This is a genomic window from Candidatus Amarolinea dominans (genome assembly GCF_016704685.1).
Taxonomy (GTDB): Bacteria; Chloroflexota; Anaerolineae; order SSC4; family Amarolineaceae; genus Amarolinea; species Amarolinea dominans.
In genome coordinates this window covers 64,572-77,863 of sequence record NZ_JADIZS010000013.1, presented here as the reverse complement: position 1 = coordinate 77,863, position 13,292 = coordinate 64,572, and the positions used below count along the sequence as shown (strand labels likewise).

General features: G+C 63.2%; 10 protein-coding genes. 2 read left to right on the top strand and 8 right to left on the bottom strand.

What is annotated here, in order from left to right:
- Positions 1-95 precede the first annotated feature (95 nt).
- The 3 genes from IPF85_RS09645 to bfr form a co-directional block, all read right to left on the bottom strand.
- Positions 96-1,424, bottom strand: a complete 1,329-nt coding sequence (locus IPF85_RS09645; protein WP_343407870.1) for a hypothetical protein — start codon at positions 1,422-1,424, stop codon at positions 96-98.
- Between the two features lie 516 nt (positions 1,425-1,940).
- Positions 1,941-4,430, bottom strand: coding sequence for an alpha/beta fold hydrolase (locus IPF85_RS09640; RefSeq protein WP_343407869.1), 2,490 nt, complete (start codon positions 4,428-4,430; stop codon positions 1,941-1,943).
- Positions 4,431-4,663: 233 nt separating this feature from the next.
- Complete coding sequence (gene bfr / locus IPF85_RS09635) at positions 4,664-5,134, bottom strand: bacterioferritin (RefSeq protein ID WP_343407868.1); 471 nt, start codon at positions 5,132-5,134, stop codon at positions 4,664-4,666.
- 373 nt (positions 5,135-5,507) lie between these two features.
- Here bfr and IPF85_RS09630 point away from each other — a divergent pair, with 373 nt between their 5' ends.
- Together IPF85_RS09630 and IPF85_RS09625 are read left to right on the top strand one after the other, a co-directional pair.
- Positions 5,508-6,509, top strand: coding sequence for a zinc-dependent alcohol dehydrogenase family protein (locus IPF85_RS09630; protein WP_343407867.1), 1,002 nt, complete (start codon positions 5,508-5,510; stop codon positions 6,507-6,509).
- Positions 6,500-8,788: a glycoside hydrolase family 15 protein gene (locus IPF85_RS09625; RefSeq protein ID WP_343407866.1), complete on the top strand. Its 2,289-nt coding sequence runs from the start codon at positions 6,500-6,502 to the stop codon at positions 8,786-8,788. The genes IPF85_RS09630 and IPF85_RS09625 overlap by 10 nt, the downstream gene beginning before the upstream one ends.
- A gap of 190 nt (positions 8,789-8,978) precedes the next feature.
- Here the strand turns inward: IPF85_RS09625 and IPF85_RS09620 are convergent, their stop codons facing one another.
- Genes IPF85_RS09620 through IPF85_RS09600 form a run of 5 tightly spaced genes read right to left on the bottom strand, consistent with a single transcriptional unit; the run spans position 8,979 to position 13,215 of the window.
- Positions 8,979-9,323: a diacylglycerol kinase family protein gene (locus IPF85_RS09620; RefSeq protein ID WP_343407865.1), complete on the bottom strand. Its 345-nt coding sequence runs from the start codon at positions 9,321-9,323 to the stop codon at positions 8,979-8,981.
- A 23-nt stretch (positions 9,324-9,346) separates the two neighbouring features.
- The gene (ybeY, locus tag IPF85_RS09615) at positions 9,347-9,808 is read right to left on the bottom strand and encodes an rRNA maturation RNase YbeY (protein ID WP_343407864.1); all 462 of its coding nucleotides are present in this window, start codon (positions 9,806-9,808) and stop codon (positions 9,347-9,349) included.
- A 24-nt stretch (positions 9,809-9,832) separates the two neighbouring features.
- Positions 9,833-10,021 carry a DUF5989 family protein gene (locus tag IPF85_RS09610; protein WP_343407863.1) on the bottom strand — a complete coding sequence of 63 codons (189 nt, stop codon included), beginning with the start codon at positions 10,019-10,021 and terminating at the stop codon, positions 9,833-9,835.
- 54 nt (positions 10,022-10,075) lie between these two features.
- Positions 10,076-11,419: a hypothetical protein gene (locus IPF85_RS09605; RefSeq protein WP_343407862.1), complete on the bottom strand. Its 1,344-nt coding sequence runs from the start codon at positions 11,417-11,419 to the stop codon at positions 10,076-10,078.
- The gene (locus IPF85_RS09600) at positions 11,416-13,215 is read right to left on the bottom strand and encodes a carbamoyltransferase (protein WP_343407861.1); all 1,800 of its coding nucleotides are present in this window, start codon (positions 13,213-13,215) and stop codon (positions 11,416-11,418) included. The genes IPF85_RS09605 and IPF85_RS09600 overlap by 4 nt, the downstream gene beginning before the upstream one ends.
- Positions 13,216-13,292 lie beyond the last annotated feature (77 nt).

The following is a 13,292-nucleotide window of genomic DNA, read 5'->3' as shown; positions in this document are numbered from 1 at the left end:
CGTCGTCGCAAAATCCACGAGGGTGAACCATGCTGGACGTTGACCTCAGTCCGTCAGAGGGCCAGGCATTCGTTGCCGCGAGGTCAAGCGCCTGCTTAATGCGTGCGCTTGCGGGCAACCCAAGCCAGGCCGGCAACTGCGGCGATCGCAGTCGGAATGGCCCAGGGCAGAGCGGCCAGCGGCGCAGCCGGGTTGGCGGTGACGCCGGTCAGGTTGATGGCCGTCGGCTGGTCAGGTTCGCAGGCTGTGACCGCCACGCTGTCCACTTCCCACCACCAGGCCCAGTTGGCGTTGCCGAGGTGCCAGCGGACCTTGACATCGTTTTGTCCGTCGCCGGGAATGACGGTGTCGTAGAGACGCGGGCCGCGTGCACTGGCTGTCCAAGTCTTCACGTTGGTCCAGGTGGCGCCCCCATCGGTGCTGGCGTCCACGGCAGCATAGTCACCCAGGGCATAGTAGTCGAGATTGAAGGCGACGTGAGGGGCCGTCAAGCCGGTCAGGTCAACGTTCGGCGTCCACATCTCGGTGTCCATGAAGCTGCCGCTGCCGCAGTAGTCGCTGTCGGCCACGGCAAAAGCGCCCGTACCGCCACTCAAATTACCGCGCCCTCCGCCGTCAACGTTCGTCCAGACAGGCGACGCGCTGGCATTGGTGCAACTGCCGCCGTTGTTGGCCACAGCCCAACCGGCCGGCGGGAACGCGCCCTCGAAGCCTTCGGTCATGACCGTAACCTCATGGTAGCCCGCATCGCAGCGCAGGGGCGGCGGCGGGGGCTCGCCAATCAGGATGTAGTCATAGCGAATGTTACCGGTCGAGGCTCCCGTTGACACGCCAGCAAACTCCAACGTGACGTTCGTGCTGGCATAGGCGGCCAGCGAGTAGGTTGCCTCGGCCCAGTTCGGGTACGTATTGTTGGCCTGCGTCAAGTCGAGCGTCCAAACCGTCGTGCCGTTTACCTTCAGATAGGCGTAGTCGTCCGGTGTCGGATCATCTGGATCGGGGCGATAGGCCATATAGTGGAAATGCAGCATGTTGTCTGCAGCCGGAACGGCGATGCTGGCCTGGAAGACGGAGCTTGTGGTCGGTATGCCGCCGCAGTAGCCGCCAGCCCAGAAGTCCATCGAGCCATCGAACGCAGCCGCGCCCCAAACACCGCTCCAATCGCCAATCCACTCACAGGTAGAATTGGTGGTTTCGGTCCAGGCGGACCCTGGCGGTGGGCCGTTTTCAAAGCTGCCGTCATTGACCAGCGCGCTGGGATTGACAGGCGAGCGCTCGACGACCGCCAGATGCGCCGGCAGGAGCGCGGTGCTGAAAGAGAGACCATTGGCGGTCGGCGGCTCGGCCTTACTGGCCGATACAGCCAGCACCAGGCCCAGAGAAAGAATAGCTACCAGGAGAACATACAGGATTACCTTACGCATTGTACACAATCCTTCCTACTTAAGTTGTGGTCGAACGACATAGGGACAAGCAACCAGTGGACCCTGGTCAACAGACTCCAACCATGACGAGGTTTCTGTTGAACGAGGATGGTCGGAAAGAAAGAAATGACACGCTCTTATCTGGCTCTATGCCTCCTTTCCAGGGGAGAAGTCACGGGCCCGCTTGTGCCGCGGCCAACGCCATAAGAACAGAGAATCCGCTAACTGCACTACGCCAGTCCTGCACATGACGGTCAGGCTCACACAGAATCCAGGGCCGGCGCTTCATCGAGGAGAGTGACGAACAACTGACCCCATTGTAGCGCGCATGTCAGAGACTGTCAAGCAGCACCACCTTTCCCCCTTTCCCCCTTTCGTCCCTTCGTGCTCCATGCTTCGTGCCTTCGCGCTTCGTGCCTTCGCGCTTCGTGCTTTGCACTTCGTGCCCTTCGGTCTCCGTCTCGTGCTCCAAACCTTCACTTTGCACCAAACCCTTCGTGCTCCAAACCCCCCGCCCTACTCCACCTGATCCACCAACAGACGTCGCAGGACTTTGCCCACGAAACTCTTAGGCAGGTCCTGGCGAAATTCGATCAACGCGGGCACCATGGCTTCCTCCATGCGCGCGCGGCAATAGGCGATGACTTCCTCCACCGACGCGGTTTCGCCCTCACGCAGAACGATGAATGCCTTGGGCGTGCGTCCGATCGGCACCACGACGACCTCCTTGATCTTGGGATGCTCGTAGAGCACTTCTTCGATCTCACGCGGGAAGATAGGGTTGCGCATGGCCTCGTCGGCGTACCAAATCTCCTGGCGACGGTTGACGATCTCGAAGTAACCGTCGTCATCCATGCGCGCCAGGTCGCCGGTGCGCAACCAGGTCATGCCCGCGCCGTCGGTCGTCAGCGTTTCCAGGGTGGCTTGCGGTAGGTTCCAATAGCCGGCCATCACCTGCGGCCCGCGTACCAGCAGTTCGCCCACCTCACCGGGCGGCAAATCCTCGCCGGTTTGCAGGTCGGTGATGCGCGCCTCGGTGTTGGGCAAGGGCACGCCAATCGTACCCACACGGCGCTGACCCTTGAACGGGTTGGCGTGCGTCACCGGCGCGGCCTCGGTCAGCCCATAGCCTTCGATCAGGCGCCCTTTGGTCAGCTTTTCAAACTCCTCGGCCACTTCCACCGGCAGAGGTGCGGCGCCGCTGATGCAAAATTTCACCGAGGAGATATTGTAGCGGCGTACATTGGGTGCGTTGTTGATCGCCACGTACATCGCCGGCACGCCAGGAAATGCCGAGGGACGATAACGCTTGATCGCCTTCAGCACCTGGTTGACCTCGAACGTGGGTAGCAAAATCAGAGTGGCGCCCAACGCGATCGGCACATGCATCGCGGTGGTCATGCCATAGATGTGCGAGAAGGGCAGCACGCACAGGAACGATTCCTTACCATCGCGCATATCGCTGAGCCAGTGACGCGTCTGCAGCGTGTTAGCCACCAGGTTGGCGTGCGTGAGCATGACGCCCTTCGGCTTGGAGGTCGTGCCGCCGGTGTACTGAATGACGGCCAGGTCGTGCGGTTCCACGGTAATCTCAGTGCGCTGGGGTGACGTCTCGCGCATCAAATTTCCCCAAAGCAGGAACGTTTCCGGCGCCTCGTTGCTGACCGGACGAAAGCGCACAGCATAGAGGGCCTTGCGCCACGGGCTGAAGTAGTCATCCGTGCGCGTCTCGATCACGCGCTCGATTTGGCCCTCGGCGGCCAGGTAAGCAGCCACGCTGCGCAGGCGGTCCAGGCTGATCAGGACGCGGGCGCCGCTGTCGCGGGCCTGGCGCAGCAATTCCTCCTGATCGAACAGTGGATTGCAGGCCACCACCACCGCGCCGGCCTTCAGCGCGCCATAGAAGGCGATGACAGCCTGCGGCACATTGGGCAGCAGGATCATCACGCGGTCGCCGCGCTGCACGCCCAGTTTGCGCAGGGCGGTGGCGCAGCGGTTGGCGTGACGCTCCAGGCGTCGGTAGGTTAGATTGGCGCCGCCCAGCGGGAAGCGCACAGCCGTCTTCAAAGGAAAGCGCCGCGCGGCCCGTTCCAGGAAGCGGAACAGGGGGCGCTCCGGCAGGGAAACGGTGTAAGGAACCCCTTCATCGTAGAAGCGCAGCCAGGGCCGGGTGGGATAACGACCCCGCGTGCTGGACATGGGCCGGGCGCTGATGCGCGCAGCCGGCTGACCGACCTGACTGGCCGTCGGTTCGACCAGGAAGCGCTCGATGGCGCGGTTGACAGCCTCGGCGCGTTCGATCATCACCATGTGCGCGGACACCGGTACTTTGATCTGTTGCGCGCCGGGGATCAGCGCAGGGACATCTTCGAACGCGGCTGTGGGGAACAGGCGGTCACGGTAGCCGGTGACAACCAGCGTGAGCGTTTGGATCTTGGGAAAGACCGTCGCTCCGTTCCAGGCGGTGAGCGCGTTGTGGTAGAGGGTCTTGGCCACATGCGGCGGCGCCGACAGTGTGCGCCTCGCCACACGCCAGAGGGGCGCCAGCCAGGCGGCGGGCAACTTGAACGGCAGCTGCGCCCAGCGGTTGAGTCGAAACTCGGAAGCGGTGCCAATCAATACCAAGCGCTCCAGGCGTTCGGGATGGTTAGCCGCATACTGGGCCGCAATCGCGCCGCCGAAGGAATGGCTCAAGAGGATGAAACGCTCCGGCAGGCGCAGGCGCGCAACCAGGGTTTCGAGATCGTGCTGAATCTCCTCCATGGTGTACTGCGAGTTGGGCTTGTCCGACTGACCGTGGCCGCGCAGGTCATAGGCGATGACGCGCGCCTCACGGCTGAAGTGGCTCAGTTGGCGCGTCCATTGGCTGGCCTGACCGCCAAAGCCGTGAATGAAAAGCATGGTGCGCTTGGGCTGCTCCGGCGCAATCTCGATGACACTCAGCGCCACCGGCGGCTTGTCCTGCACGCGCACATCGCTGCGATACAGTTCGACATCAACCTGCATGAAGGCCTCCTACGCACAAAGATGGACGGGAAAGCGCCATTATAGCGACAAGTAGACGGTAGCGGAAATCAGCGCGGAGAGCGGAGGCCATGTGGTCAAAAGTGCGTGCAACCGGGATTGCACGCACTGTTTTTCGTTTTGGGGTCTAACGCCTGGGGGCTGACGCTTGGGGGCTGGGGCTGACGCTTGCAACAAAGGTTGATCCGCGCCCTGTTCGTCAACCCGCACGCACGTTAATCTGCGGCTTGATTGGCCAGATAACCTTGCAGACCCATCTGCTCGATCTGGGCGCGCTGCACTTCTGCCCATTCCACGTGCGCCTCTTCCATCGCGAGAATCTTGGTCAGGAGATCCGCGGTAGCCTGATCTTTGACCTCGCGCGCCAGGGCGATGGCGTTGTTGTAGGCGGTCACAGCAGCCACCTCAGCCTCTTCGTCGCCCGAGATGATATCAACGATCGCGCTGCCGATATGGATCGCGTTGAGATTGGAAACCGTCGGTGTGCCCTGCAAGAAGAGAATGCGGCGGATCAGCCACTCAGCGTGGTGCATTTCATCAACGGCTTGTCCCTCGATGGCCTTGTGCAGCTTCCCGTATCCCCAATTATCGCACATCTCGGAATGCACCATGTATTGGTTGATGGCGGTCAGCTCGTCCGCGAGGAGTTGGTTGAGTACGACTAGTAGTTTTGCGTTGCCCTTCATGTTGTCCTTTCTGTCAGAGTCGCCGTGATGTTCCAGGTGCGGGACGAGGTCTATGGCATAAGCACGGGTGTCGTTGTCACGGCCCTGCGCTCGCCCCCTGGGTGCGGCCTCACAGTAGATCGAGCCACAGTGACGGCTTGACTCTGCAACAATGGTATGTTACCACATGGAGTCGTCAGCGGTCAAGCGTGGCCGGGCGACTGCAAGTCGCTGCAACGACTGCGAAGCCACCTGCGTGGGCTGTGCCCCAGGACTGAAATGCACCCCGGGCGCGGTCAGAATGAGTTGACCGGGCGCCGCGGCTATGGTATAGTGCCGTCTTGCCAGGCAGCATACACGGGGTTCCCAGCCTGGCAAAGGAGTTGAGTCCATCATGTTAGCCATGCAATTACTGGCGCCCTGGCCCGTGGATCATGACGATCCACTCGTGGTGTCCGAACTGCCGGAGCCTGAGCCAGGGCCGGGTCAGATTCTGCTGACGGTGCGGGCCTGCGGCGTCTGTCATACCGACCTGCATACGGTGGAAGGCGATTTATCGCTGCCCCGCCTGCCGCTGGTGCCCGGTCACCAGGTGGTGGGGGTGATCAAAGCCCTGGGCGCGGGCGTCACACGTTTCCAGGTCGGCGACCGTGTCGGGGTAGCGTGGGTTCATGCCACCTGCGGCGTCTGCCGGTTCTGTCGCAACGGCCAGGAAAACCTGTGCGCAGAGGCGCGGTTCACCGGTTTGCACAACCACGGCGGCTATGCGGGTGCCATGCTGGCCCAGGCCGACTTCGCCTTTGCGCTGCCCGCTGGCTTTGCGGATGAGCAGGCCGCGCCGCTGTTGTGCGCGGGCGTCATCGGCTATCGCGCGCTGCGTCTGAGCCAGGTGCAGCCGGGGCAACGCCTGGGGCTGTTTGGATTTGGCGCCAGCGCGCACATCACCATTCAGGTCGCGCGCCACCTGGGATGCGAAGTTTTCGTTTTCACGCGCAGCGCGGCGCACCAGGCGCACGCGGCCGCGCTTGGCGCAGTGTGGACCGGCGCACCACAGGAAACGCCGCCGCAGCCGCTGGACGCGGCCATCAACTTTACGCCCTCCGGCGCCATCACCCTCGACATCTTGCGTGTGCTGGAGCGCGGCGGCACCGCGGTCCTGGCTGGCATCCACAGCAGCCCCATTCCCGAATTCGATTACCGCCTGCTCTACGGCGAACGCCAACTGCGCAGCGTGACCAACGCGACGCGCCAGGACGCCGAAGAACTGTTGGCGCTGGCGACAGAAATTCCTTTGCAGACTGATATCGAGGTATTTACCTTGCTCGAAGCCAACCAGGTGCTGCGCCGCCTCAAGCGCAGCCAAATTACCGGCGCGGCGGTGCTGCAATGTGCATAGAAAAAACTACCAGGCACGGCTTACGGGGTCTGCCGTACTTTCGCAGTCCAAAACTGCTCCCGGTCCTGCTGCTGGCGTTCTGGCTGACGGCCTGCCAGGGACCAACACCGATTCCCACACCGGCCGCGGCCCTCACGCCCATGATAACCCTGGCGCCGGCAACACCTGTCCTGGTCATTCCCTCGCGCAACACACCGGCGCCAGCCCCCACGTCGGCCGTGCCCCGCCCCACCGGCCCCGCGCCTGAACCGGAATCCAGGGCGCGCGCGCCCGGTAACTGGAGCAGCGGCTCGCGCCAGGGCATTGGCACCGCCTTCACCTATGATGCGCCGATCAGCCAGACCAACCCGTCACGCGTCTGGTTCACCCTGGACGACGGCGCGGTGACCGACCTCTTCTGGCCGCGAATTGATCAGGCCAATTTTCACTCCCTGCGCTTCCTGGTCAGCGATGGCAAGACCTTCGTACACGATCTGTGGCATGATGCAGACATCAGGACGGAGCGCCCATCGCCCCGCTTGCCGTTCTGGCGCGTCACCCTGACCGACAAGGCGCAGCGTTACCAGCTTGTCGAAGAGGCGGTGGCCGCGCCCAACGCGGACGCCATTTTGATCAAGGCCACCTTCCAGGCCCTGCAGGGACAGCCGGGCGACTACCAGGTCTATCTGTACGCGCTGCCGCACCTGGCCAATTCGGGTCAGGACGACCAGATCAAGCTCAACCTGGGGGAAGGGGTGGCGGTCTTCAGCGACAGCCTGAACACGAGCCTGGCCTCAAGCCCCACGTTTGCGGTGCTCACCGGCGACGGCCCCTGGGTCACCGCGTCGGCGGGCTATGTGCGCAACAGCGATGGCCTGACCGATCTGGCCGACTACCGTCTGGACCAGGCCTTCGATCGGGCCGGGGACCAGGGACGGCCGGCCTTGACGATCTGGCTGCCGCCCGTCTCTCCCTGGCTGCTGGCGCTTGGCTTTGGCGGCAGTGAGAGCAAAGCGCGTGACGAGGCCGCCCGGGCGATTGCCCAGGGCTGGGACGCCAACGCGCAGGCTTACCTGGACGGCTGGCAGCGCTACCTGGACAGCCTGACCCAACCGGACGATCAAGCGCCCGATCTGTTCTACCTGAGCGCGGCCGTCATCAAGGCGCACGAGGACAAGACCACCCGCGGCGCGATCATCGCCTCCAGCGCGGTGCCGTGGGGCGACCGCACGCCGGACAGCGCGGACAAGGGCGGTTACCGGCGCGTGTGGGCGCGCGATCTGTATCACGCCGCGTCCGGCCTGCTGGCGGCCGGCGACGAAGTCACGCCGCGTCAGGTGCTGGCCTTCCTGGATGAGGCGCAGCAGCTCGCCGACGGCTCCTTTCCCCAGAACAGTTACGTGGATGGCCGCATGTACTGGACATCCACCCAGTTGGATGAAGTGGCCGCGCCCATCCTGCTGGCCTGGCGCCTGGGCGCAGTCGAACGCTATGCCAGCCTGGTCAAGCCGGCGGCGGCTTACATTGCGGCGCGCGGCCCCACCACGCCCCAGGAGCGTTGGGAGGAGATCGGCGGCTATTCGCCGGCCACGTTAGCGGCACAGATTGCGGGGCTGGTGGCCGCGGCCGATCTGGCGCAGAAGAGCGGGGATGACGCGTCGGCCGCGGCCTGGCTGACGCTGGCCGACACCTGGCAGCGTCAGGTGAAGGATTGGACATTCACCAGCAGCGGGCCATTGGGCGATGGGCGTTATTTCCTGCGCCTGGCGCCGCGGGGCGACCCGAACACGGATGCCACCCTGCGCATCGGCGGGCAGGTTGTGGATCAACGCACGCTGGTGGACGCCAGCTTTCTGGAGTTGGTGCGATTAGGGGTGCTGGCGCCGCAGGATGCCGGCGTGATCGCCACGCTGCCAGAGGTTGACGCGGCCCTGCAGGTGGTGACGCCCAAAGGCCCCAGTTGGTACCGCTATCCCGGCGACGCGTACGGCGAGCAGGATCGCACCAGTTTGACGCTGGCACAGGGTCGTCCCTGGCCCCTGCTGACGGGTGAGCGCGGCGTGTACGCGATGGCGGCCGGCGATGAAACGACGGCTGCGGCTTTGCTGCAAGCCCTGGAAGGTTTTGCCAACGAGGGCGGCATGTTCAGCGAACAGGTGTGGGAAGATACAGGCGAAGGCACCGGTTCGGCCACGCCCCTGGTGTGGACCCATGCCGAATACCTGGTGTTGTGGCGCTCATGGCACGAGCGTGCGGTGTTCGACTTGCCAGACCTGGTGGCGCAGCGCTATGCTCGCTAACCACCCGATGACCTACGGCTCGATCTGCTATTTCAGTACCGAAGGGCTATTACTTTCAACAAACAGCAGCATCACAATGCTCCTGCAAATGCCACAGTAAGGGCGCTGTGCAGCATGAGGCGCTTCGATCCGCATAGGATCGAGCGCCTTTTTTTGTTGCCCTGAATTCATTCCAATTCATTCGGCGGCGCTATGGCGCCAGGCGCTGCCAGAGCGGCGGGCCAAGAATGATGAAACCGATGATGATGGCGCCGATCGCGCCGATCAGCACCGCGCCGGCGGCGATGTCTTTGGCTGTTCCGATCAGGGGATGCCACTCGGTGGTAATGGCATCGCCCAGGATCTCGATGGCGCTGTTGCCTGCTTCCGCAGCCAGCACCAGGCTAAACGTCAGCACCAGCAGCGCCCAGTGCGCGGCCGGTAGTCGCAACCAGGCGCCCAGGGCAACGACCAAAACGATAATCACGAGGTAGATGCGGGCGTTGCGCTGCGTGCGCAGCATGTAGCGGATGCCGGCAAACGCCACGCGAAACACGTCCAGGAAACGCTGCCTGGACCTCATGCCAGGTTGAGAATGGCGGCCTGTTTGGCCCACATCACTTCCTCCTCGCCCGGGGTGCCGTGGTCATAGCCGAGCAGGTGCAAGGCGCCATGCACGGCGAGCAAGGCAAGTTCCTCCACCACCGACCGCCCAAAGGTGGGGGCCTGTGCGGCCGCAACCGGGTAGGCAATGATCACATCGCCCAGATAGTTCACCATTTCCGGCGCGCTGACGAAGGTGGTTGCATCGGGCTGCATCTCTTGCGCAGAGAATGACAGCACGTCCGTTGGCTCATCCAGCCCGCGGTAGTCGCGGTTCAACTGGCACACGGTCTCGTCATCGGTCACCAGCACCGTCAGTTCGGCGCTGGGCCAACCTTCCAGAAGCAGCGTGCGCTGCACAACGCTGCGCAGCATCTCCTCAGCCACCAGCGGCTCGAACGGCTCGTCAATCGAAATCGTGATCAGTTGTTCGTCCATGTTGATTCTCCGATACGGGCGCGGTCAGAAGAGTGTGTAGATGAGGGGGCCGATGGCAGTGGCCTGGGCCAGGGCCATCAGCAGACCGCACAGCAACAGCACCGTCACCATGGGAATGATGAACCACAGCCGGCGCTTCGCCAGGTATCCGAGCATCTCACCCACCAGGCCAACCCGCGTCGCTGCGTCACGACTCGTGCGCTTGATATCCATCTGACAACTCCTGTGTGACGACGCCCGGTGGAGGGCGATCACGGTGATCGCCCGCTACGGTGTCGGGGTGGCGTCGGTTTCGGCCGCGCCAGCCACAGGCACCAAGCGGTTTTGTACCAAAAACCCATAGATTGCTGCGCCGGCCAGGCGCTCCGCAGCCGGTGTCCAATGCCCATCGTGGCGCAGGTGCAGCAGCGTACGCGAGGCGGCTACGTGCTCGCGAAAAACAGGCAACAAATCAATGTACGGTATGTTGCTACCGTCCAGAATGCCGTACAGCACTCGGTTTGGCTGCTCCAAATCCCAATCTTTGTCCTGCATGGCAGGGTAGTGCAACAGAAGGCTATCCCACAACTCAGGGTAGACCTGCTCCTGTGCGGTGAGAATAGCCACGGCCAGGCGTGCGCCCGAGGCTGTGACATCCTTATCGAGGGCACGCAGCAGGGTATTGGTCAGGGTGAAGGCGTCTTGCCACTGCTCGGTGGGAGGCCGACGGTAGACGCCGTAGGAGGCGGGAATATACCCGGCCGGGAGTGCAGCGTCAATCTCCTCCTGGCCCGGTTCCATCAGCCCCCAACGCACCAACCAGCGGGCCACCGGCGGCACTGCATCACGCAGCATCGGCGTGGCATAACGGTAGAGCGCAGAGAAACGATTCAGCCAGGGCCGCCAGGTCTGCAAGGGCGCAGCGCTTGGCGACTCGCCGGTGATCACCGCGGTTGACGGCACGGTCACCGGCGTTACCGGTTTGGGCACGTCCGCGGGGTCGAAGGGGTAGTAGCGCAGCGTCAGTTGTTCGCCGTCCAAATGAAAGAACGGCTTGCGAACACCGCCAAAGTTCTCGACCTCCAGGGCTTCGGAGTTGTTCAGGAAATCGTTGCCGGGGAAGAAGCCCAGAATCACCAGGTCAGGCTCATACTTGACCCCTTCGTTGCGATACCAGAGCAGCGCCTGATCGCTGCCCCACGCGCTGACGCCGGCGTTGATGACGCGAAAGACGATAGGTGAGTCAACCGAGTTCAGACGCTGCTCAAGCACTTTGCTGAAGGTCTGCTCCAACGGCACCCGCATGCCTTCCACGTAGGAGTCGCCCAACACCAGGATGCGAAACTCATCCGCCGCCTTGCCATAGTCGGTCTCCACATCGCGCAGGCCCTTGCTGTTGATGGTGATTTCGACGTTGTACTCATTGTACGGGTTGAACCACCGCCCCGTCGCGCCGGCCAGATGCTGCCAGCCATACTGCTCATCCGGCGCCTTCCAAAACCAGCCAGGGCTGGCGGCCGGCGGCGCCAGGTTGAGGACGCGCACGGTTATTTCCAGCAGCAGGACGGCTGCCAGGATGCCGGCCAGAACCAGGCCCAGCCCGCGCAACGCAGCTCGCAGCACGCGCATCACGATGATCGCTTCCCCATCTGGTCTTTGCGGACCAGATAATTGCCAAGCACCAGGGTGTCAATCTCACTCTTGCTGAAAGTGGCGAAGGCATTGGCCGGCGTGGTGACGATCGGTTCGCCGCGCAGGTTGAACGACGTGTTCAGCAGAACCGGGGTGCCGGTGGCTTGACCAAAAGCCTCCACCAGGTCGTAATAGCGGGGATTCCAGACGCGACGCACCGTCTGGAGTCGCCCACTGCCGCCCACATGGGTGACGGCGGGGATCTCGTGCTGACGGTTCTCGAAGATCGGTTCGACCAGCAGCATGAAGCGCGCCGGATAATGCGCGGCCGGTGAGTCCATGTCGAAGTAACGCGCCGCGGCCTCTTCGGTCACCACAGGGGCGAAGGGGCGGAACGGTTCGCGGAATTTGATCTTCTCGTTGACGATTTCCTTCATCTCGGCGCGGCGCGGATCGGCGAGGATGCTGCGATTGCCCAACGCGCGCGGGCCCCACTCGAAACGCCCCTGAAACCAGCCGATGACGCGGCCGGCCAGCAGATCATCCACCAGGGTCGCGCGCAGCTTGTCATCGGGCAGCACCTGGAAGGGGACATCCTGGCTGCGCAGGAAGGTTTCGATCTCGGCCTCGCCATACTCCGCGCCCCAGTAGCAGTGCTCCAGGGTGAACTCGCGCGGCTTGTTCAGGAGGACGTGCCAGGCGTAGAGCGCGGCGCCCAACGCGCCCCCGGAATCGCCCGCGGCCGGCTGCACATAGATGGACTCGAACGGCGTCTCACGCAAGATGCGCCCGTTGGCCACGCTGTTGAGAGCCACGCCGCCGGCGTAGCACAGGTTCTTCAGGCCGGTCGTGCGGTAGAGACTGTGCGCCATCTTGAGCAGCGTCTCTTCTGTCACCTGCTGAATGCTGGCCGCCACATCGGCGTAGTATTGATTCTGCGCCTTCAGCTCACGGCTGTGGTCGCCACCAGGATGAGTCAGGTCGGTGACAAACAACGCATGGGGGTCGCGCGGCTCGCCGAACAGGTCCACGAAGCGCTGACCAAACGTGCTGACGGTCGAATGATGAAAGGTGAAGTAGCTCATATCCAGGTGGAAGGAGCCGTCAGGCGCCACCTGGATGAGCTTCTCGACGCGATCGTTGTATTTGGGCTGACCGTAGGGCGCCATGCCCATCACTTTGTACTCCCCTTCGTTGACCTGGAAGCCGAGCCAGGCGGTGAACGCGGAGTAGAGCAGGCCCAGGGAGTGCGGAAAGCGAACCTCCTGGTCGAGCCAGATGTGATTTTCGCCGACGCCGTCCCACTGCGCCGTGGCGCGACCCAGGGTGGCCGTGGTCCATTCGCCGACGCCGTCCACGGTCAGGATCGCGGCTTCTTTGAACGGTGAGCAGAAGAAGGCGCTGGCCGCGTGCGAGAGATGATGATCCACAAAGAGGATCTTGTCGGTCGGCAGGTCGAGTTTGCTGACGAGGATGCCTTTGACCCACAGCTTCTCGTTGAACCAGGCAATCATGGCCTCACGAAAGACGACGTAGGAGCGGGGCACGGTCTGCAGGACGCTGAGGAGGATGCGCTCGAGTTTGGGCAGCGGCTTTTCATAGAAAACAACGTAATCGAGATCAGCGGCCGTGATGCCGGCCGTGCGCAAGCAGAACTCGATCGCCTGCGTGGGAAAGCCAAAGTCGTGTTTGATGCGCGAAAAGCGCTCTTCCTCGGCCGCGGCCACCAGGTGACCGTTGTGCAGCAGCGCGGCCGCGGCATCATGATAGAAACAAGAAACACCAAGTATGTACATGCGTTGTTTGGTCTGTTCAGATTTGATTTGATTCGGTACGGAGCGCCACGGGCGCCGGTCAGCGTGGCTGGCGCCGT

What these genes read in the sequence shown, in the direction of transcription:
- IPF85_RS09645 (WP_343407870.1), bottom strand. Translation starts at nt 1,424, where the DNA reads ATGCGTAAGGTAATCCTGTATGTTCTCCTGGTAGCTATTCTTTCTCTG.
- IPF85_RS09640 (WP_343407869.1), bottom strand. Translation starts at nt 4,430, where the DNA reads ATGCAGGTTGATGTCGAACTGTATCGCAGCGATGTGCGCGTGCAGGAC.
- bfr (WP_343407868.1), bottom strand. Translation starts at nt 5,134, where the DNA reads ATGAAGGGCAACGCAAAACTACTAGTCGTACTCAACCAACTCCTCGCG.
- IPF85_RS09630 (WP_343407867.1), top strand. Translation starts at nt 5,508, where the DNA reads ATGTTAGCCATGCAATTACTGGCGCCCTGGCCCGTGGATCATGACGAT.
- IPF85_RS09625 (WP_343407866.1), top strand. Translation starts at nt 6,500, where the DNA reads ATGTGCATAGAAAAAACTACCAGGCACGGCTTACGGGGTCTGCCGTAC.
- ybeY (WP_343407864.1), bottom strand. Translation starts at nt 9,808, where the DNA reads ATGGACGAACAACTGATCACGATTTCGATTGACGAGCCGTTCGAGCCG.
- IPF85_RS09610 (WP_343407863.1), bottom strand. Translation starts at nt 10,021, where the DNA reads ATGGATATCAAGCGCACGAGTCGTGACGCAGCGACGCGGGTTGGCCTG.
- IPF85_RS09600 (WP_343407861.1), bottom strand. Translation starts at nt 13,215, where the DNA reads ATGTACATACTTGGTGTTTCTTGTTTCTATCATGATGCCGCGGCCGCG.